This window comes from Variovorax paradoxus (assembly GCF_024734665.1).
GTDB lineage: Bacteria > Pseudomonadota > Gammaproteobacteria > Burkholderiales > Burkholderiaceae_C > Variovorax.
This window is the reverse complement of sequence record NZ_CP102931.1, coordinates 5,854,745-5,875,604: the sequence shown is the minus strand read 5'-3', so window position 1 is coordinate 5,875,604 and position 20,860 is coordinate 5,854,745. Positions and strand designations below refer to the sequence as shown.

General features: G+C 66.2%; 18 protein-coding genes. 16 read left to right on the top strand and 2 right to left on the bottom strand.

Translation table 11 applies throughout. From position 1 onward, the window contains the following. The first annotated feature begins 112 nt into the window (after positions 1-112). The 11 genes from NWF24_RS27710 (at position 113) to NWF24_RS27660 (ending at position 12,323) form a co-directional block, all read left to right on the top strand. Positions 113-799, top strand: coding sequence for a TetR/AcrR family transcriptional regulator (locus NWF24_RS27710; RefSeq protein WP_258351331.1), 687 nt, complete (start codon positions 113-115; stop codon positions 797-799). 75 nt (positions 800-874) lie between these two features. Next, positions 875-2,671: an acyl-CoA dehydrogenase C-terminal domain-containing protein gene (locus tag NWF24_RS27705; protein ID WP_258351330.1), complete on the top strand. Its 1,797-nt coding sequence runs from the start codon at positions 875-877 to the stop codon at positions 2,669-2,671. A 43-nt stretch (positions 2,672-2,714) separates the two neighbouring features. After that, the gene (locus tag NWF24_RS27700) at positions 2,715-3,149 is read left to right on the top strand and encodes a DUF2147 domain-containing protein (protein WP_093057294.1); all 435 of its coding nucleotides are present in this window, start codon (positions 2,715-2,717) and stop codon (positions 3,147-3,149) included. Positions 3,150-3,188: 39 nt separating this feature from the next. Continuing rightward, complete coding sequence (locus NWF24_RS27695) at positions 3,189-5,588, top strand: 3-hydroxyacyl-CoA dehydrogenase/enoyl-CoA hydratase family protein (RefSeq protein WP_258351329.1); 2,400 nt, start codon at positions 3,189-3,191, stop codon at positions 5,586-5,588. 11 nt (positions 5,589-5,599) lie between these two features. Then, a complete protein-coding gene (locus tag NWF24_RS27690; protein WP_093057296.1) occupies positions 5,600-6,799 on the top strand; it encodes an acetyl-CoA C-acyltransferase in 1,200 nt (399 codons plus the stop codon). Between the two features lie 13 nt (positions 6,800-6,812). Then, positions 6,813-7,712, top strand: coding sequence for an alpha/beta hydrolase family protein (locus NWF24_RS27685; RefSeq protein ID WP_258351328.1), 900 nt, complete (start codon positions 6,813-6,815; stop codon positions 7,710-7,712). Between the two features lie 29 nt (positions 7,713-7,741). After that, positions 7,742-8,578, top strand: coding sequence for an acyl-CoA thioesterase (locus tag NWF24_RS27680; protein WP_258351327.1), 837 nt, complete (start codon positions 7,742-7,744; stop codon positions 8,576-8,578). Positions 8,579-8,584: 6 nt separating this feature from the next. Next, positions 8,585-9,334, top strand: coding sequence for an SDR family oxidoreductase (locus tag NWF24_RS27675; protein WP_258351326.1), 750 nt, complete (start codon positions 8,585-8,587; stop codon positions 9,332-9,334). Between the two features lie 303 nt (positions 9,335-9,637). Beyond that, a complete protein-coding gene (locus tag NWF24_RS27670; protein ID WP_258351325.1) occupies positions 9,638-10,231 on the top strand; it encodes a 2-hydroxychromene-2-carboxylate isomerase in 594 nt (197 codons plus the stop codon). A 37-nt stretch (positions 10,232-10,268) separates the two neighbouring features. Further along, a complete protein-coding gene (locus NWF24_RS27665; RefSeq protein ID WP_093057301.1) occupies positions 10,269-11,033 on the top strand; it encodes an enoyl-CoA hydratase in 765 nt (254 codons plus the stop codon). A gap of 183 nt (positions 11,034-11,216) precedes the next feature. After that, positions 11,217-12,323 carry an ABC transporter substrate-binding protein gene (locus NWF24_RS27660; protein ID WP_309148888.1) on the top strand — a complete coding sequence of 369 codons (1,107 nt, stop codon included), beginning with the start codon at positions 11,217-11,219 and terminating at the stop codon, positions 12,321-12,323. A 15-nt stretch (positions 12,324-12,338) separates the two neighbouring features. Here NWF24_RS27660 and NWF24_RS27655 read toward each other — a convergent pair whose 3' ends face one another. Continuing rightward, the gene (locus NWF24_RS27655) at positions 12,339-12,764 is read right to left on the bottom strand and encodes an acyl-CoA thioesterase (RefSeq protein ID WP_081268377.1); all 426 of its coding nucleotides are present in this window, start codon (positions 12,762-12,764) and stop codon (positions 12,339-12,341) included. A gap of 41 nt (positions 12,765-12,805) precedes the next feature. Between NWF24_RS27655 and NWF24_RS27650 the strand changes: the two genes are divergently transcribed. Together NWF24_RS27650 and NWF24_RS27645 are read left to right on the top strand one after the other, a co-directional pair. Beyond that, positions 12,806-14,647 (top strand): ABCB family ABC transporter ATP-binding protein/permease, encoded by a 1,842-nt coding sequence (locus tag NWF24_RS27650; RefSeq protein ID WP_258351323.1) that lies wholly within the window; start codon positions 12,806-12,808, stop codon positions 14,645-14,647. A gap of 42 nt (positions 14,648-14,689) precedes the next feature. Continuing rightward, positions 14,690-15,628: a 2-hydroxyacid dehydrogenase gene (locus NWF24_RS27645; RefSeq protein ID WP_093057303.1), complete on the top strand. Its 939-nt coding sequence runs from the start codon at positions 14,690-14,692 to the stop codon at positions 15,626-15,628. Between the two features lie 4 nt (positions 15,629-15,632). Here NWF24_RS27645 and NWF24_RS27640 read toward each other — a convergent pair whose 3' ends face one another. Then, entirely contained in the window at positions 15,633-17,075 is a 1,443-nt protein-coding gene (locus NWF24_RS27640; RefSeq protein WP_258351322.1) for an amidase, read from the bottom strand. 61 nt (positions 17,076-17,136) lie between these two features. Between NWF24_RS27640 and NWF24_RS27635 the strand changes: the two genes are divergently transcribed. The 3 genes from NWF24_RS27635 to NWF24_RS27625 all read left to right on the top strand — a co-directional run bounded on the left by NWF24_RS27635 (position 17,137) and on the right by NWF24_RS27625 (position 20,835). Next, positions 17,137-18,126, top strand: coding sequence for a LysR substrate-binding domain-containing protein (locus NWF24_RS27635; protein ID WP_093057305.1), 990 nt, complete (start codon positions 17,137-17,139; stop codon positions 18,124-18,126). A 174-nt stretch (positions 18,127-18,300) separates the two neighbouring features. Further along, positions 18,301-19,767, top strand: coding sequence for an aspartate ammonia-lyase (locus tag NWF24_RS27630; protein WP_093079130.1), 1,467 nt, complete (start codon positions 18,301-18,303; stop codon positions 19,765-19,767). 168 nt (positions 19,768-19,935) lie between these two features. Then, positions 19,936-20,835, top strand: a complete 900-nt coding sequence (locus NWF24_RS27625) for an amino acid ABC transporter substrate-binding protein (RefSeq protein WP_258351321.1) — start codon at positions 19,936-19,938, stop codon at positions 20,833-20,835. Positions 20,836-20,860 lie beyond the last annotated feature (25 nt).

The window sequence follows — 20,860 nt, the reverse complement described above, 5'->3', positions numbered from 1 at the left end:
TGCGCCCCGTCCCGCATCAATTAACCTTCAATACCTGAAGGTTTCTTGCGGGCGAAAGTGGTAAAGCCCTGCAAAATAGAACGACCGTTCGTTTTTGCATGGAAATTCCACGATGACCGCAGCAGCCGTTCCCGCCAAGCCCGCTCGTGCCGCCCAGAAGGGCCAGCAGACCAAGGCCGTCATCGTCGACGCCGCGCTGGCGCTGGCCGCGCAGATCGGGCTCGAGGGCCTGTCGATCGGCGCGGTGGCTGAAATCACCAAGATGAGCAAATCGGGCGTGTTCGCTCACTTCGGCTCGCGCGAAGAACTGCAGATCTCGGTGGTGCGCGAATACCACGCGCGCTTCGAGCAGGAAGTGTTCTTTCCCGCCCTGAAGGCGCCGCGCGGCCTGCCGCGCCTGCGCGCCATGTTCGCCAACTGGATGAAGCGCACCTCGACCGAAATCGACTCGGGCTGCATCTACATCAGCGGCGCCTCCGAATTCGACGACCGCCCGGGCCCGGTGCGCGACGCGCTGGTCGAGTCGGTCAGCATCTGGCAGGCGGCAGTGCTGCGCGCCATCGTGCAGTCGCAGAGCGAAGGCCATCTGCGCGCCGATGCCGACGAGCGCCAGGTGGCGTTCGAGATTCACGGCCTGATCCTCGCGCTGCACTACGAAGCGCGCTTCCTGCAGGTGCCCGGCTCCATCGGCCGCGCCAACGTCGGCTTCGACAACATCCTCGCGCGCAGCGCCACGCCCGATGCGCCCAAGGCTGACACGGCTGCGCCGGCCGGCCGCCGCCTCAAGACCGTGCGCTGAAGAAGCGCGCGGCCCGTCCCGTTTTCGTTTTCCCCTTTTTCTTTTTCTATCTAGCTTCGACCAGGAGAGTTCCGGATGCCTACCTACAACCCACCCGTGCGCGACATGCAGTTCGTGCTGCACGAAGTGCTCAACGTCGCCGAGGAACTCAAGGCGCTTCCGGCCCATGCCGAGACCGATGCCGACACCATCAACGCGGTGATCGAAGAGGCCGGCAAGTTCGCCGCCGAAGTGACCTTCCCGCTGAACATCAGCGGCGACGAAGAGGGCTGCACGCTCGACAAGACCACGCACGAAGTCAAGACGCCCAAGGGCTTCAAGGACGCCTACGCCAAGTACATCGAAGGCGGCTGGCCCGCGCTGTCGTGCGACCCGGCCTTCGGCGGCCAGGGCCTGCCGTTCGTGGTGAACCAGTGCCTGTTCGAAATGCTCAACAGCGCCAACCAGGCCTGGACCATGTACCCCGGCCTCTCGCACGGCGCCTACGAGGCGCTGGCGGCCCACGGCACCGACGAGCAGAAGAAGACCTACCTGCCCAAGCTCACGAGCGGCGAATGGACCGGCACCATGTGCCTGACCGAACCCCATTGCGGCACCGACCTCGGCCTGCTGCGCACCAAGGCCGAGCCGCAGGCGGACGGCACCTACCGCATCAGCGGCAGCAAGATCTTCATCTCGGCTGGCGAGCACGACATGACGAGCAACATCATTCACCTGGTGCTGGCCCGCCTGCCCGACGCGCCCAAGGGCAGCAAGGGCATCAGCCTCTTCGTGGTGCCGAAGTTCAAGGTCAAGGCCGACGGCTCGCTCGGCGAGCGCAACCCGATCTTCTGTGCAGGCCTGGAGCACAAGATGGGCATCCACGGCAACGCCACCGCGCAGATCGTGATCGAAGGCGCCACCGGCACGCTGGTGGGCGAGCCCAACAAGGGCCTGGCCGCGATGTTCGTGATGATGAACGCCGCGCGCCTGGGCGTGGGCAACCAGTCGCTGGGCCTGACCGAAGTGGCCTACCAGAACGCGCTGGCCTACGCCAAGGACCGCATCCAGATGCGCTCGCTCTCCGGCGTGAAGGCCAAGGACAAGGAAGCCGACCCCATCATCGTGCACCCCGACGTGCGCAAGATGCTGCTCACCGCCAAGGCGTATGCCGAAGGCGGCCGCGCGCTGCAGATCTTCTGCACGCTGCTGCTCGACAAGGAACACAACCACCCCGACGAAAAGGTGCGCAAGGACTCGGGCGAACTGGTCGCGCTGCTGACCCCCATCGTCAAGGCCTTCATCACCGACAACGGCCACATTGCGACCAACTCGTGCATGCAGGTGTTCGGCGGCCACGGCTTCATCAAGGAATGGGGCATGGAGCAGTTCGTGCGCGACAACCGCATCAACATGATCTATGAAGGTACCAACACCATCCAGTCGCTGGACCTGCTGGGCCGCAAGGTGCTGGGCAACAACGGTGCCTCGCTGAAGAAGTTCGGCAAGCTGGTTGCGAAGCTGGTGGAAGAAGAGGGCGTCAACGAGAAGATGGCCGAGTTCATCAACCCGATCGCGATGCTGGGCGACCAGCTAACCAAGTTCACGACCGAGATCGGTTTCAAGGGCTTCCAGAACCCCGACGAAGTGGGCGCCGCTGCTGTCGACTACCTGCGCGTGGCCGGCCACTTCGTGTTCGGCTACCTGTTCGCCCGCATGGCGCAAGTGGCCCTGCGCGAAATCGCCGCCGGCAACACCGACCCGTTCTACGTCGCCAAGCTGCAGACCGCGCGCTTCTACTTCGCCAAGCTGTTCCCCGAGACTGCAACGCTGATGCGTACCGCGCGCGCCGGCAGCAAGGTGCTGATGGACACCGACGCGGCACTGGCCTGAAGCAAGCCCGTTGCCTTTTCCTTCACTTCGCCGGGAGACACGCATGAAGAAAACATTCGCCGCCGTTCTGTTCGCAGTCACCGCAGCCTCGGCCATGGCCCAGGTCACGCCGGTCGGCCTGTGGCGCAACGTTGACGACAAGACCGGTGAGGTCAAGGCCGAGATCCGCATCGATGAAACCAACGGTGCACTGCTCGGCCGCATCGAAAAGGCACTGGGCAAGGACGCCAAGCCCGGCGCCACCTGCGACGAATGCAGCGACGACCGCAAGGGCAAGCCCATGGTGGGCCTGGACATCATCCGCGGCGGCAAGAAGGCCGAAGGCAAGGAAGTCTGGGAAGGCGGCAAGATCCTCGACCCCGAGAACGGCAAGGAATACCGCGCGAGCTACACGCCCGTCGACGGCGGCAAGAAGCTCGAAGTGCGTGGCTATCTGGGCCCCTTCTGGCGCACTCAAACCTGGAACCGCGTGCAGTAACAAGCCTGCGCGCAACCAATCCAAGAAATACCAAGCAACATGTCCCGATTTCAAGTGAAGAAGGTCGCCGTGCTCGGCGCCGGCGTGATGGGCGCGCAAATTGCCGCCCACCTCGTCAACGTGCGCGTGCCTGTCGTGCTGTTCGATCTGGCCGCAAAAGAAGGCCCGAAGAACGGCATCGTCACGCGCGCCATCGACAACCTCAAGAAGCTCAAGCCCGCGCCGCTCGGCGACGTGGCCGACGCGGGCCTGATCGAACAGGCCAACTACGAAGACGACCTCGCCAAGCTCGGTGAGTGCGACCTCATCATCGAAGCCATTGCCGAGCGCATGGACTGGAAGCTCGATCTGTACAAGAAGATCGCGCCCCATGTGGCCAAGCATTCGATCCTGGCCTCGAACACCTCGGGCCTGTCGATCACCAAGCTCAGTGAGGCGCTGCCTGAAGCACTGAAGCCGCGCTTTTGCGGCATTCACTTCTTCAACCCGCCGCGCTACATGTTCCTGGTGGAACTGATCAACACGCCCACCACGCAGCCGCAGGTGCTCGATGACCTCGAAGCCTTCGTCACCAGCACGCTGGGCAAGGGCGTGGTGCGCGCGCATGACACGCCCAACTTCATTGCCAACCGCGTTGGCATCGCCGGCATGCTGGCCACGCTGAAGGAAGTCGAGAAGTTCGGTCTCACGCCCGACGTGGTGGACGACCTCACCGGCAAGAAGCTGGGCCGCGCAAGCTCGGGCACCTTCCGCACCGCCGACGTGGTGGGCCTCGACACAATGGCCCACGTCGTGAAGACGCTGCAGGACAACCTCAATGCCGAGACCGACCCGTTCTACGCCAACTTCGCGACGCCCCCGGTGCTCGCAAAGTTGCTCGAACTGGGCAACCTGGGGCAGAAGGCCAAGGCCGGCTTCTTCAAGAAGGTTGGCCGCGACATCCTGCGCTTCGACCTGAAGAGCGGTGAATACGTGCCCGCCGGCGCCAAGGCCGACGAGGTGTACGGCCGCATGCTGAAGAAGCCCGCGGGCGAACGCCTGAAGCTGCTGCGCGAGAGCGAAGGGCCGCAGGGCCAGTTCCTCTGGGCCATCCTGCGCGACGGCTTCCACTACGCCGCCGTGCACCTGGGCGACATCGCCGAGAGCGCGCGCGACATCGACTTCGCAATGCGCTGGGGCTTCGGCATGAAGCAAGGCCCGTTCGAGCTGTGGCAAGAAGCCGGCTGGGCGCAGGTCGCCAAGTGGGTGCAGGAAGACATCGACGCCGGCAAGGCGCTGAGCACCGCGCCGCTGCCCAAGTGGGTGTTCGAAGGCCCGGTGGCCGAAGCGGGCGGCGTGCACACGCCCGAAGGCTCGTGGAGCGCATCGCAGAACAAGTTCGTGCTGCAGCGCAGGCTGCCGGTGCATGACCGCCAGCTGTTCCCCGAGAGCGTGCTCGGCGCGAACGCGGCTGACGCCAACACCGCCGGCACCACCATCAGCGACGAAGGCGACGTGCGCGTGTGGACGCTCGATGGTGAAGTGCTCATCGCAAGCATCCATTCGAAGATGCATGCCATCAGCCCAGACGTGGCCGAGGCGCTTGGCGCCGCGGTCGAGCTGGCCGAGGCCGAATACAAGGGCCTGGTGATCTGGTCGCCCGACGAAGTGTTCTCGGTCGGCGCCGACCTGCAGGCAATGCTGCCGGCCTTCGTGGTCGCGGGCATCGGCGCGGTCGAAGGCGCCGAGGAAGAGCTGCAGAACGTGATGCTCAAGATCCGCTACGCCAGCGTGCCGGTGATCTCGGCCGTGCGCGGCATGGCATTGGGCGGCGGCTGCGAGCTGGCCGTGCATTCGGCCAAGCGCGTGGCGGCGATGGAAAGCTACATCGGCCTGGTCGAAGTCGGCGTGGGCCTGATCCCCGGCGCGGGCGGCCTGACCTACATTGCGCGTCGCGCCGCGGAGAACGCCTCGGCCTCGACGGGCACCGACCTGCTGCCATTCCTGACCGAAGGCTTCACCGCCGCTGCGATGGCGAAGGTCGGCACTGGCGCGCTCGATTCGAAGAAGCTGGGCTACCTGCTCGACAGCGACGTGATCGTGCCGAACAAGGACGAGCTCCTGTACGTGGCGCTGCAGCAGGCCAAGGCCATGGCCGACGCAGGCTACCGCGCGCCGCTGCGCCGCACCTTCCGCGTGGCGGGCCGCAGCGGCGCCGCGACCATCAAGGGCCAATTGGTGAACATGCGCGACGGCGGCTTCATCAGCGCGCACGACTTCCACATTGCCAGCCTGATCGCGAATGTGGTCACCGGCGGCGACGTGGACGCGGGCTCGCTCGTGACCGAGGAATACCTGATGACGCTGGAACGCAAGGCGTTCTGCTCGCTCATCGTGCACCCCAAGACGCAGGAGCGGATCATGGGGATGCTCAGCACCGGCAAGCCCGTGCGCAACTAAGGACAGATTTCATGAGCAAGCAAGTACAAGACGCCTACATCGTCTCCGCCACCCGCACCCCCATTGGCAAGTCGCACCGCGGCTACTTCCGCAACTACCGCCCCGACGACCTGCTGGCCACCACGCTGCGTGCCGCGCTGGCCGCCGTGCCCAGCCTCGATCCGAAGGCCATCGAAGACATCATCTGTGGCTGCGCGATTCCCGAATCGCAGCAGGGCCTGAACGTCGCGCGCATCGGCGCGGTGTTGGCGGGCCTGCCGACCAGCGTCGGCGGCATCACCGTCAACCGCTTCTGCGCTTCGGGCCTGTCGGCCGTGCAGATGGCGGCCGACCGCATCCGCGTTGGCGAGGCCGACGTGATGATCGCGGCCGGTGTCGAAAGCATGAGCATGGTGCCGATGATGGGCAACTCGCCCTCGCTGTCGCCCTCGATCTTCGAGCGCGAAGGCGACGTGGGCATTGCCTACGGCATGGGCCTCACGGCCGAGAAGGTCGCGCAGCAGTGGAAGGTGAGCCGCGAGGCGCAGGACGAGTTCGCGCTCGCCTCGCACCAGAAGGCGCTGGCCGCGCAGAAGGCTGGCAAGTTCGCCGACGAGATCACGCCCATCGAAGTGACCGACCGCACGCCGAACCTGGAGACAGGCGAGTCGATTGCCAAGACGCGCACCGTCAACCTCGACGAAGGCGCGCGCCCTGACACCAGCATCGAAGGCCTCGCCAAGCTGCGCACCGTGTTCGCCGCGCGCGGCACGGTCACGGCCGGCAACAGCTCGCAGACCTCGGACGGCGCGGGCGCGCTGATCCTGGCCAGCGAAAAGGCCGTGAAGCAGTACGGCCTCACGCCGCTCGCGCGCTTCGTGAGCTTCGCCAGCAAGGGCGTGCCGCCGCACATCATGGGCATTGGCCCGATCGAGGCGATTCCGGCCGCGCTGCGCTATGCCGGCCTGAAGCACGAGGACATCGACTGGTTCGAGCTCAACGAAGCCTTTGCCGCGCAATCGCTCGCAGTCATCAACACGCTGGGGCTCGATCCGTCGAAGGTCAACCCGATGGGCGGCGCGATTGCGCTGGGTCATCCGCTCGGCGCTACGGGCGCCATCCGCTCGGCGACCGTGGTGCATGCGCTGCGCCGCGAGAACCTGAAGTACGGCATGGTCACGATGTGCGTGGGCATGGGCCAGGGCGCCGCAGGGATTTTTGAACGCGTCTGAACTGCGTAACTCCATGCAGACGCAGCAGCTCCCAGTCGACGGTGGCACGCAACTGGCGGTGCGTTGCTACGAACCCGCCGACGCACCGCGCGCCAGCATCGTGATCGGCGGCGCGATGGGCGTGCGCCAGTCGTTCTACGAACCCTTCGCGCAGTGGCTTGCAGACCAGCAGGGCCTGCGCGTCTGGACCTTCGACTACCGGGGCTCGGGCGATTCGCGCGGCGACGCGTCGCTGCGCGGCTTCAAGGCCGACCTGTTCGACTGGGCGCGCGACTATGAAGCGGTGATCGACAGCGCCAAGGCCGCGCTGCCCGACCAGCCGCTTTATTTGTTGGGCCACAGTCTCGGCGCGCAACTGCCGGGCTTCCTGCAGCGCCCGGAACAAGTCGACGGCCTCGTCAGCATCGCAGCCGGCAGCGGCTACTGGCGCGAGAACGCGCCGAAGCTCAGGCGCAGCATCCTCTACTTCTGGTTTGTGCTCGTGCCGCTGGTCACGCGGCTGTTCGGCTACTTTCCGGGTCGCAAGCTGAAGAAGGTCGGCGACTTGCCGCGCGGCGTGATCCTGCAATGGCGGCGCTGGTGCCTCAACCCGCGCTACAGCGTGGGCGCCGAGGGCGAGCTTGCATCGCAGAGCTACAACCGCGTGCGCTTCCCGGTGCTCGCGCTGTCGATCACCGACGACGAACTCATGACGCTCGCAGGCACCGAAAGCCTGGTGAGCTTCTATGCAGGCGCACCGAGCGCGGTGGAGCGCATCGCGCCGGCGGACGTGCAGGCCCGACGCATCGGTCACTTCGGATTCTTCCGCGAGCAGTTCAGCCAGAGCCTGTGGCCGAGCACGGTCGACAAGCTGCACCGGCTGGCCGCGCTTACTGCGGTGCAGCACGCCAACGTCCCGCACACGACTGCGTGACGCCAGCCTCCGGATGCACACTGCCGATCATGAGCACGCAGCAGCACCCCTTCGACAAAGCCCTGACGATCCACCACAGCGACATCCGCGTGGGGCACTTCACAGGCATGACCAGCCCCGACTACTGGAACATGGTCGGGCCCTTCGGCGGCACCACTGCGGCCCTGGTGCTGCAGTCGGTGATGCAGCACCCCGACGTGCTGGGCACGCCCATCGCGCTCACCGTCAACTACGCGGCGGCGATCGAAGCCGGCGCGTTCGACATCCAGGCCACTGCCGTGCGCACCAACCGCTCGACGCAGCACTGGACTGTGCAGATCACGCAGGCTGGCCCCAGCGGCGCGCCCAACATGACGACCACCGCCACAGTGGTAACGGCCGCGCGCCGCGATACCTGGGGCGAGAGCGACATGCCGATGCCCGAGGCGCCAAGGCCTGAGACGGTCGACCGCATGAGCATCGGCCCCTCCGGCGTGGCGTGGATCAACCAGTACGAGATGCGCCCCTTCAGCGGCGGTATTCCCGCGAAGTGGGACGAGAGCCTGCACCACAGCGAAACCCGAATCTGGCTGCGAGATGCACAGCCGCGGCCGCTCGACTTTGCATCGCTCGCCGCGATGAGCGACATGTTCTATCCGCGTGTGTGGCTGCGCCGCGCGAAGCACGTGCCCGCGGGCACGGTGTCGATCACCACTTACTTTCACGTCGGGCCGGCGCAGCTGGCCGAGGTCGGCACGGGCTATCTGCTGGGCCGCGCGGCGGGGCAGCAGTTCTTCAACGGTTTCTTCGACCAGACGGCGCATCTGTGGAGCGAGAAAGGCGTGTTGCTCGCCACCTCGAACCAGATCGTCTACTACAAGGAATAAAGAGACATGACCACTCCGCAAAAAGCCGCACTCATCGTCGGCGCTGGTGACGCCACTGGCGGCGCCATTGCTCGCCGCTTCGCGCGCGAAGGTTTCGCCACCTGCGTCACGCGCCGCAGTCTCGACAAGCTGCAGCCGCTGGTCGCGCAGATCGAGGCCGACGGCGGTCGTGCGCACGCCTTCGCCTGCGATGCGCGCAAGGAAGAAGAAGTGGTCGAGCTCATCGAGCAGATCGAGTCGACCATCGGGCCGATCGAGGTGATGGTGTTCAACATCGGCGCCAACGTGCCCGAGAGCATCCTGAGCGAGACCGCGCGCAAGTACTTCAAGGTGTGGGAGATGGCCTGCTTCTCTGGCTTTCTCAACGGGCGCGAAGTGGCGAAGCGAATGGTGGCGCGTGAGATCCCGAAGGGTGGGCATCGCGGCACGATCATCTTCACCGGCGCGACGGCATCGCTGCGCGGTGCGGCCAACTTCGGGGCCTTCTCGGGCGCGAAGATGGCCTTGCGTGCGTTGGCGCAGTCGATGGCGCGCGAACTCGGGCCGCAAGGCATTCACGTCGCGCACGTGGTGGTCGATGGCGCTATCGATACCGAGTTCATCCGCAGCAATTTCCCGGAGCGTTACGCGCTGAAGGAAAGCGACGGCATCCTGAATCCCGAGCACATCGCCGATGCGTACTGGATGCTGCATTCGCAGCCGCGCGACGCGTGGACACATGAGCTCGATCTGCGGCCGTGGTCAGAGAAGTTCTGAGATGAAGCCTTGCTGTTCAGGGAGCGCTCACGCCGACGGCGTGCTCTGCTCCGCGAATGTCCCCCGGCCTGCGGCCTCCTCCTTTATTTCGCTGCGCAGAGCACACCATCGACGTGATCGATGGACGCAGTGGTTGATCGGCCGGCATAAGCGCAGCGCCCATGTGCGAGTGGCATCGGGTGCTCCCCGCAGCGAAATAAAGGAGGAGCCGAAGGCGGGGGACATTCGCGGAGGGGAGTACCCGGTGTCATTCGCACACCCCCCGAACAACAAGCGCCCCGAAGCACCAACAAGGAGACACCAATGACAAAACAAGTCAACTTCTATTTCGACTTCGGCAGCCCAGCCGCCTACCTGGCCGCGACGCAACTGCCGCACATCTGCGCCGACACAGGCGCCGAGCTGGTGTGGAAGCCCATGCTGCTGGGCGGCGTGTTCCAGGCCACCGGCAATCATTCGCCCGCCGAGATCAAGCCCAAGGGCCCGTACATGACGACCGACCTGAAGCGCTTTGCCAAGCGCTACGGCGTGCCCTTCGTGCACAACCCCCACTTCCCGATCAACACGCTGCTGCTGATGCGCGGCGCCACCGGTGTCCAGATGAAAGAGCCGACGCGCTTTGGTGCGTACGTCGATGCGGTTTTCCACGCGATGTGGGTCGATCCGAAGAACCTCAACGACCCGGCGACCGTCGGTGCCGTCTTGCAAAATGCGGGCTTCGATGCCGCGGGCCTGCTTGCGCTGGCCGGCGCGCAGGAAACCAAGGACCGCCTCAAGGCCGTCACGCAGGAAGCCGTGGAGCGCGGCGTGTTCGGCGCTCCCACCATGTTCGTCGGCAGCGAGATGTTCTGGGGGCAAGACCGCCTCGATTTCGTCCGCGAAGCCCTTTGCGCCTGACCACGGTGCCAATCTTTTTCATCCAAGGACACTACCCATGAGCGACATCCTCGTCCACACCGAAGCCGGTGTGATGACCATCACCTTCAACCGAGTCGACAAGAAGAATTCGATCACCAGCGCGATGTATGCCGAGCTGGCTGACGCGTTGGCTACGGCCGAGAGCGAAGCGGCCGTGCGCTGCGTGCTGATCCAGGGCGACCCGACGATCTTCAGCGCGGGCAACGACATCGGCGACTTCCTCAACGGCCCGCCGTCGACGGAAGAGTCGCCGGTGTTTCGCTTCCTGCGCGGCATCGCGACCTTCCCCAAGCCCATCGTTGCGGCCGTGTGCGGCCCGGCCGTGGGCATCGGCACCACGATGCTGTTCCATTGCGACCTGGTTTATGCAGGCGACAACGCCGCCTTCTCGATGCCCTTCGTGAACCTGGGCCTGTGCCCCGAGGCTGCATCGAGCCTGCTGGTGCCGCAGATGCTGGGCTACCACCGCGCGGCCGAGGCTCTGCTGCTGGGCGAGCCCTTCATGGCCGAGGCCGCTCTCGAAGTGGGCCTGGTCAACCGCGTGGTGCCGCCGACCGAGGCGAACGCCATCGCGCAGACGCAGGCTCGCAAGCTGGCGGCCAAGCCGCTGAGCGCGCTGGTGGAAACCAAGCGTCTGCTGAAGAAGGCGCAAATGCCCGCCGTGCTCGAGCGTATGGGCGAGGAGGGCGCGAGCTTCGGCCGCATGCTGCGCGAGCCGGCGGCACGCGAAGCTTTCGGCGCTTTCATGGAGAAACGCAAGCCGGACTTCTCCAAGGTCTGATGCGTTTTCGGGGCTTGCACGCGTACACTGGCCGCCGTGCAAGTTTCAGAGACAAGAACGCTCACAACGCCCGGCCAGCGGGCGAATGATGCTACTGAAAAAGTAGCATCCAACTTCACGCGCCGGCGTACTTTCGGCTTGCTGGCAGGCGCCTTGGCAGCGCCTTCGCTGGCCTTGGCACGCGTGCGCCCGCTGCGCATCGGCGTCATCGGTTCATGGTCCGGCCCCTACGCGGGCGGCGGTCGGCAGTTCGATGCCGGCATGGCCGTCTGGCTGGCGGCGCACAACCAGAACATCGCGGGCCGGCCGGTCGAACTGCTGCGGCGCGACGTGCCCGGCAGCGCGCCCGAGCAGGCACGCCGCCATGCGCAAGATCTCGTGGAGAGCGAGCGCGTCGATCTGCTGGCGGGCCTGGACTTCAGCTCCAACGCCTACGCCGTCGGCACAGTCGCCACGCAGGCGAAGCTGCCTCTGGTGGTGATGAACGCGGCCTCCTCGGGCATCACGGCGCGCTGCCCGTTCGCGGTGCGGGTGTCTTTCACCATCGGCCAGGTCACGCTGCCGCTGGCGCGATGGGCGCTGCAGCAGGGGTTGCGCGACGTCTGCACCGTGGTGGCCGACTACGCCTCGGGCGTCGATGCCGAAAGCGCTTTTGTCTCGGGCATCACCGCGGGCGGCGGCCGGGTCGGCGCGATGCTGCGGGTGCCGCTGAACACGCTCGACTACTCGGCCTACATGCTGCGGCTGCGCGAACTCAAGCCGCAGGCGGTGTTCTTCTTCCTGCCCTCGGGGCAGATGCCGGCCACTTTCCTCAAGTTCTGGCGCGACCGCGGCATGGCCGACACCGGCATCCGACTGCTGGCAACCGGCGACGCCACCGACGACCATTACCTCGAAGGCATCGGCGAACTGGCCGACGGCCTCGTCACCAGCCACCACTATTCGTTTGCGCACGAGTCGCCGGCCAACCGCCGCTTCACTGGCATCTTCGAGAAGGAGTACGGCAGCCACCTGCGCCCGGGCTACTTTGCGGTCGCGGCCCACGATGCGCTCGCCGCCATCGATGCGGCGATGAGCTCGCCCGTGGCGCGCGGCGGCGTGGTCGGGGAGCGGCTGGTGGATGCGTTCCGGGGTGTGAAGCTCGACAGCCCGCGCGGCCCGGTAGAGATCGACGCCCACACCCGCGACATCGTGCAGACCGTGTACATCCGCCGCGTCGAGCGGCGCGACGGGCGCTGGGTCAACCGCGAATTCGAGCGCTTCGAGCGGGTGCGCGACCCGGGCGTCTGAGCCCAGGGGCGTGGCTCAGGGCTGCTGTTCGATCGGCCGTGGGCGGCCGTTGTCGTCGATGGCCACGTAGGTGAAGGTCGCCTGCGTCACCTTGATGTACTCGCCCTGCGCCCGGAAGCGCTCGGCGAACACCTCGACCGTGACCGTGACCGAGGTGCGCCCGATGCGCACCAGCTTCGAATAGAACGACAGGATGTCGCCCAGCCGCACCGGTTGCTTGAAGATGAATTCGTTCACGGCAACCGTGGCCTGGCGGCCCTTGGCGTAGCGCGCCGGGATCACCGAGCCGGCCAGGTCGCACTGCGCCATGACCCAGCCGCCGAAGATGTCGCCGTTGGCGTTGCAGTCCGCCGGCATCGGGATGACCTTGAGCACCAGCTCCATGTCGGTGGGCAGGCTTTTGAGGGTGGCAGCAGCGGCGGCACTGGAAGTATCTGACATGGGCACAATCTGGAACAAACAAGCAACCACGATTGTCTCCCATGCGCCGAAGCGGCGAAGCCCTTCCTTCCCCTCACACAGCCGGCGGCCACCCGCCGGCGCGCAGCGACCGTTCCGACTGGGCGACGCTGCGCCGCCTGTTTCCCTATCTCTGGCAGTACAAGTGGCGGGTGGCCGCGGCGCTGGCCTTCATGGTGGGCGCCAAGGTGGCCAACGTCGGCGTGCCGGTGCTGCTGAAGAACCTGGTCGACACGATGACGCCGAAGCCGGGTGCTCCCGACTTGGCCCAGGCACTGCTCATCGTGCCCATCGGCCTGCTGCTTGCCTATGGCCTGCTGCGCTTCTCGACCTCTCTGTTCGGCGAACTGCGCGAGCTGATCTTCGCCAAGGCCACCGAGGGCACGGCCCGGCAGATTGCGCTGGAGGTGTTCCGCCACCTGCACGCACTGAGCCTGCGCTTTCACCTGGAGCGCCAGACCGGCGGCATGACGCGCGACATCGAGCGCGGCACGCGCGGCGTGCACTCGCTCATCTCGATGTCGCTCTACAGCATCGTGCCGACCATCATCGAGCTGGTGCTGGTGCTCACCATCTTGGGCGTGAAGTTCGATTCGCTGTTCGTCTGGATCACGGCGGCGGCGCTGGTGCTGTACATCACCTTCACCGTGACGGTGACCGAATGGCGTACGCAGTTCCGCAAGACCATGAACGAGCTCGACTCGGTGGCGCAAAGCCGCGCGGTCGATTCGCTGCTGAACTACGAAACCGTCAAGTACTTCAACAACGAAGACTTCGAGGCCGGCCGCTACGACGCCAGCCTCGACCGCTACCGCAAGGCCGCCATCAAGAGCCAGCGCACGCTGAGCATGCTGAACACCGGGCAGCAACTGCTGATTGCAGTGAGCCTGGTGCTGATGCTGTGGCGCGCCACCTCGGGCGTGGTCGAAGGGCGCATGACGCTGGGCGACCTGGTGATGGTCAACGCCTTCATGATCCAGCTCTACATTCCGCTGAACTTCCTGGGCGTGATCTACCGCGAGATCAAGCAGAGCCTTACCGACCTCGACAAGATGTTCGTGCTGATGGAAAAAGAGCGCGAGGTGCGCGATGCGCCCGGCGCGCAGCCGCTGGCAGGTACCGACGCCACCGTGCGCTTCGAGGATGTGAGCTTTGCCTACGAGGCCGCGCGGCCCATCCTCAAGCACGTGAGCTTCGAGATTCCCGCCGGCAAGACGGTGGCGGTGGTCGGGCCTTCGGGCTCGGGCAAGTCCACGCTGGCGCGGCTGCTGTACCGCTTCTACGACGTGCAGCACGGCCGCATCACCATCGGCGGGGAAGACATTCGCGAGGTCACTCAGTCAAGCGTGCGCCGCGCCATCGGCATCGTCCCGCAGGACACGGTGCTGTTCAACGACACGGTCGAATACAACATCGCCTACGGCCGCCCGGGGGCGAGCCGCGAAGAGGTGGAGGCCGCGGCACGCGCCGCGCGCATCCACGACTTCATCGTGGCCACGCCCAAGGGCTACGACACGACCGTGGGCGAGCGCGGCCTGAAGCTCTCGGGCGGCGAGAAGCAGCGCGTGGCCATTGCGCGCACGCTGCTGAAGAACCCGCCGATCGTGATCTTCGACGAGGCCACCTCGGCGCTCGACTCGGCCAACGAGCGCGCCATCCAGTCCGAGCTGAAGAGCGCCGCGCAGGACAAGACCACGCTGGTCATCGCGCACCGCCTGTCGACGGTGGTCGACGCGCACGAGATCCTGGTGCTGGAGTCGGGCGTGATCGTCGAGCGCGGCACGCATGCCGAGCTGCTCGCGAAGCAGGGCCGCTACGCCCAGATGTGGGCTTTGCAGAAGAGCGAAGCAACTCCATTGATGTAGCGCGATCATCCATTCCTTTTTATCGATTTCAGGAGTTCAGACGTGTCGACCAAGATTCCCCTGCTGGTGCTCAGCGGCCTTTCGAGTGCCCACCAGGCCCAGATTGCCGAGGTCTATGACATGACCTACGCCTTCGACCCCGCCCTGCGCGCGGCCGCCATCGCCGAGCACGGCAAGAAGTTTCGCGCGGTGCTGACCATCGGCGTCATCGGCATCACGCCCGAGGAAATCGCGGCGATGCCGGCGCTGGAGTTGATCTGCTGCATGGGCGCGGGCTACGAAGGCGTGCCGCTCGAAGTGACGCGCGCTCGCGGCATCGCGACGGCCAACGGCGCGGGCACCAACGACGACTGCGTGGCCGACCACGCCTTCGGCCTGCTGATCAGCATCGTGCGCGAGTTCCGCAAGCTCGACCGGCTGTGCCGCGAGGGCGTGTGGCGCGAAGCCATTCCGCAGCCGCCGAACGTGTCGGGCAAGAAGCTGGGCATCCTGGGGCTGGGCACCATCGGCCAGAAGATCGCGAAGCGAGCGGCGGCCTTCGACATGGAGGTCGGCTATCACAACCGCAAGCCGCGCGAAGGCGCAACGCAGCGCTACTTCGACGACCTGAAGTCGCTGGCCGCGTGGGCCGACTTCCTGGTGCTGGCCGCACCGGGCGGGCCGGCGACCAAGCATCTGGTCAACGCCGAAGTGCTCGACGCGCTGGGGCCGCAGGGCTACCTGGTGAGCATCGGGCGCGGCAGCGTGGTCGACACCGAGGCACTGGCGGCCGCATTGCGCGAGAACCGCATCGCCGGGGCCGGCGTCGACGTGTACGAGAGCGAACCGAAGCGGCCCGAGCCGCTGGTCGGCCTCGACAACGTGCTGCTGACGCCGCACATGGCCGGCTGGTCGCCCGAGGCGACGCAGAAGTCGGTCGACCATTTCCTCGCGAATGCCGAAGGGCACTTCGCGGGGCGCGGCGTGTTGACGCCGATCTGAGGCCTCAGCCCAATGCGGAGGGGCGGTGCGCCGCCCAGCCGCAGGCCTGGTCATAGGCATGCCCGAGCCGCAGCACGTCGAGGTCCGCATGAATCGGCCCCGCCAGCTGCAGCCCCATCGGCAGCGCGCCTTCGCCGAAGCCGGCGCGCACATTCAGCGTCGGCAACCCGGCCAGCGTGAACGGCGTGACGATCTCCATCCAGCGGTGGTACGTGTCGCTCTTCACGCCATCCACCTCGGCCGGCCAGTGCAACTCGGCATCGAACGGAAACACCTGCGCCGTCGGTGCCAGCACGAAGTCGAAACGCTCGAACAGCTTCAGGAATGCTCGGTACACGTTCGAGCGGTACACCGATGCCTGGTACAGCGAAGCCGCATCGAGGTGCCGGCTCTGCTCGATTTCCCATTGGGCCTCGGGCTTGAGCTGCCCGAACAGCTTCGGGTCGCTGAGGTAGGCACCGAGCTTGCCGCCCACCAGCAGTTGCCTCAACCGCAGCCACGCGCTCCAGTTGTGCTCGCGCGGCACGTCGAGCGTGCAGGGCTCGACCTCGCAGCCGATGGTGCGGAAGGTGCCGAGCGCCTTCTCGCCCAGCTCGCGGATGCCGGGGGCCAGCGGCAGGTCAGGCCAGATGCTGCCGAGCCAGCCGATGCGCAGGCCCTTGCCGTCGCCGTCCAGCTGCAGCGTATCGGGCGAGGGCAGGGCGTGCGGTGACGACAGCGGCACGCGCGTGTCGAAGCCCGCCTGCACGGCCAGCAGCCGCGCCGCGTCTTCCACCGTGCGCGCCATCGGGCCTTCGCAGCCCAGCTGCTGGAAGAACAGTTCCTCGTCGGGGTTGCCCGGCACACGCCCGCGCGATGGCCGCATGCCGATCACGTTGTTGAAGGCGGCCGGGTTGCGCAGCGATCCCATCATGTCGCTGCCGTCCGCCACGGGCAGCATGCCCAGGGCCAGCGCCACGGCCGCACCGCCGCTGCTGCCGCCCGCGCTGCGCTCGGGTGCATAGGCGTTGCGCGTGATGCCGAACACCGTGTTGTAGGTGTGCGAGCCGAGCCCGAACTCGGGCGTGTTGGTCTTGCCGATGACGACTGTGCCGGCCGCCCTGGCGCGGGCCACGTGCAGGCTGTCGGTGCGCGCCGGCGAACGCGGCGACAGCGGCGAGCCCATGGAGGTCGGCAGGCCGGCGGCGTGGCTCAGGTCTTTCACCGCCAGCGGAAAGCCGTGCATCCAGCCGCGCCGTTCGCCGCGCGCCAGTTCGGCGTCGCGCTCGTCGGCCTCCGCCAGCAACTGCGCCGGATCGCGCAGCGACACGATGGCGTTGAAGCGCGGGTTCAGCGCCTCGATGCGGGCCAGCGAGGCCTGCATCACCTCGCGGCAGGACACGTCGCGCGCGGCGATGCGGCGGGAGAGTTCGGTGGCGCTGAGTTCGAGCAGGTCGGCTGAAGGCATGGCGAGTGCGGGAAAAGGAGGGGGCGCCCAGTATGGCGCGGCGCTCGCATAATCGCCGCGTATGGAAACCAAGTGGCTCGAAGACTTCATCAGTTTGGCGGAAACCCGCAGCTTCAGCCGCTCGGCTCAATTGAGGCATGTGACCCAGCCGGCGTTTTCCCGCCGCATCCAGGCGCTCGAAGGCTGGGCCGGCACTGACCTGGTCGACCGCAGCTCCTACCCCACACGGCTCACGCCAGCGGGCCAGACGCTCTACAGCCAGGCCATCGAGATGCTGCAGTCGCTGCAGAGCACCCGGGCCATGCTGCGCGGGCACTCGGCCGCCGGGCAGGACGTGATCGAGATCGCCGTGCCGCACACGCTGGCCTTCACCTTCTTCCCCTCGTGGGTGACCAGCCTGCGCGAGCACTTCGGGCCGATCAAGAGCCGCCTCATCGCGCTCAACGTGCACGACGCGGTGCTGCGGCTGGTCGAAGGCAGCTGCGACCTGCTGATCGCCTACCACCACCCCTCGCAGCCGCTGCAGCTCGATGCCAACAAGTACGAGATGGTCAGCCTCGGCGAGGAAACCGTGGCCCCCTGGGTCAAGGCCGATGCCGAAGGTGCGCCGCGCTACCGGCTGCCGGGGCGTCCCGGCCAGCCGCTGCCCTACCTGGGCTATGCGCCAGGCGCCTACCTGGGCCGCGTGGTCGACCAGTTGCTGAAGGAGTCGGGCACTGCCATCCACCTCGACCGGGTCTACGAGACCGACATGGCCGAAGGCCTGAAGGTCATGGCGCTCGAAGGCCACGGCATCGCCTTCCTGCCGCAGAGTGCGGTGCGCAAGGAGATCAAGGCCCGCAAGCTCGTGAGCGCGCTGCCGCCCGAAATCGACAGCCTGGAGGCGACCATGGAAATCCGCGCCTACCGCGAACGGCCCGGCGCGCCGGTGCCGGTCAAGGCCGGCGCCAGCCGTGCCGCCAGCAAGGCTGCAGCCGCTGACAGCCTGCAACCCAAACGCACCGCCGATGCGCTATGGTCTTACCTGGTCGGCACCCAGCCGCACCGCTGACAACGGAGATTTGTGCACCGCACAATCTATAAATGCCGCGCATAGGACTCCCCGCAAACGGCATTGGCGCCCCGAACCCGGCGCCTCTACAGTCGCGGCTGCTTTTAGTCGCTGTCACAGCAACATCTCCGGCACGCGCCCTACGCGTGCTTTTTTTTAAGCCGAGGAACCTGTATGAGCTCCAATTTCAGGACTGAACACGACTTCCTCGGCGACAAGCAGATCCCTGCCGTCGCCTACTGGGGCGTGCACACGGCGCGTGCGGTCGAGAACTTCCCCATCTCCGGCACGCGCATCTCGGCCATGCCCGACCTGGTGCGAGCGCTGGCCTACGTGAAGAAGGCCGCCACGCGCGCCAATGCCGACCTCGGCGCCATCGATCGAGACCGCGCGGCGGCCATCATCCTGGCCTGCGAGGACATCATCGACGGCAAGCTGCTCGACGAGTTCGTGGTCGACGTCATCCAGGGCGGCGCGGGCACCTCGACCAACATGAACGCCAACGAGGTCATCTGCAACCTCGCGCTCGAAAAGCTGGGCCACGAGAAGGCGCGCTACGACGTGCTGCACCCCAACGACCACGTCAACGCCTCGCAGAGCACCAACGACGTGTACCCCACGGCAGTGCGGCTGGCGCTGTGGTTCGCCATCGGCCGGCTGCTCGAATCGATGGCCACCCTGCGTCGCAGCTTCGAGGCCAAGGCGCTCGAGTTCAAGGACATCCTCAAGATCGGCCGCACCCAGCTGCAAGACGCGGTGCCGATGACGCTGGGCCAGGAGTTCCTGACCTACGCGATCATGATCGGGGAAGACGAGGCCCGCCTTGGCGAGGCCCGCGCGCTCATCGAAGAAATCAACCTCGGCGCCACCGCCATCGGCACCGGCATCAACGCGCCGCACGGCTACGCGAACCTGGCCTGCCAGTACCTCGCCGAGCAGACCGGCGTGCCGCTCAAGCAGGCGGCCAACCTCATCGAGGCCACGCAGGACACGGGCGCCTTCGTGCAGCTGTCGGGCGTGCTCAAGCGCGTGGCGACCAAGCTCAGCAAGACCTGCAACGACCTGCGCCTGCTGTCCAGCGGCCCGCAGGCCGGCTTCGGCGAAATCCGGCTGCCGGCGCGGCAGGCGGGCTCGTCGATCATGCCGGGCAAGGTCAATCCGGTGATCCCGGAAGTCATGAACCAGGTGGCCTTCGAGGTCATCGGCAACGACGTCACCGTGACGATGGCTTCGGAAGCCGGCCAGCTGCAGCTCAACGCCTTCGAGCCCATCATGGGCTGGAGCCTGTTCAAGAGCATCCAGCACCTGAGCCGGGCCTGCATCACGCTGCAGGTGAACTGCGTCGACGGCATCGAGGCCAACCGCGAGTTCCTTGCCAAGAGGGTGCGCGAATCGGTCACGCTGGTCACGGCGCTCAACCCGCTCATCGGCTACGAAAAGGCCGCGCTCATCGCCAAGACCGCGCTCGCCACCGGCGGGCCGATCGACCTGGTGGCCGAATCGCTGGGCATCATGACGCGCGCCGAGATGGAGGCGCTGCTCGTGCCCGAGAACCTGACGCAGCCGGTGCGCCTGTCGGCCGCGCCGGTTCCGCCGGCTGCCGAGCCTTCGGGCCAGGCTTCGGGCATAAAGGCTGCTTAGTGAAAGTCAGACAATGCCAGGAGGCAGGATCGCACCAGGCTGGCGCTGCCATGCGCATGCCCGGTGCAGTGTGTGTGTGTATGCACCGGGTTGGTCCGGGTATCACGCAAAATGTAAATGTCTAGAATTTAGTTGTATCTGTTTCAGTCACCCTCAGGAGTTTTCCGTATGAAAAAACAAGTATTGGCATTGGCAGTCGCGGCACTGGCCGCTGGCGGCGCGATGGCGCAAGCCAATGACACGCTGGCCAAGATCAAGGCTTCCGGCGTCATCACCGAAGGCGTGCGTGAATCGTCGGGCCTGTCGTACACACTGGGCAATGGCCAATACACGGGCTTTCACTACGACGTCTGCGCCAACATCATCAAGGACCTCGAGAAGGCCGCCGGCAAGAAGCTCGAAGTCAAGTTCCAGCCCGTGACCTCGCAGAACCGCATTCCGCTCGTGCAGAACGGCACCGTGGACATCGAGTGCGGCTCGACCACCAACAACGCCACCCGCCAGAAGGACGTGGCTTTCGGCGTGACCACCTACGTCGAAGAAACCAAGATCGTCGTCAAGGCCAACTCGGGCATCAACTCGCTGGCCGACCTGAAGGACAAGACGGTTGCAACCACCACCGGCACCACGCCGCTGCAGACCGTGCGCAAGCAAAAGCGCGCCGAGAACCTGACCTTCAAGGAGGTCTACGGCAAGGACCACTCCGACAGCTTCCTGCTGCTCGAAACCGGCCGTGCCGACGCCTTCGTGATGGACGGCTCGATCCTGGCTGCCCTGGCCGCCAAGTCGAAGTCGCCCAAGGACTACAAGATCCTGTCCGACGTGCTGGCCGTCGAGCCCATCGCCATCATGATCCGCAAGGACGACGCCGCCTTCAAGAAGGCCGTGGACGACAGCATCAAGGCACAGGCCAAGTCGGGCGAACTCGCCAAGCTGTACGACAAGTGGTTCCTCAAGCCGATTCCCCCGGCAGGCGTGACCATCGGCCTGCCGCTGGGCGAAGCCACCAAGAACGCTTGGGCCAACCCGAACGACAAGCCTGCTGAAGACTACGTCACCAAGGAATAAGCGCCGCGTCGCTGCGTGATGACGC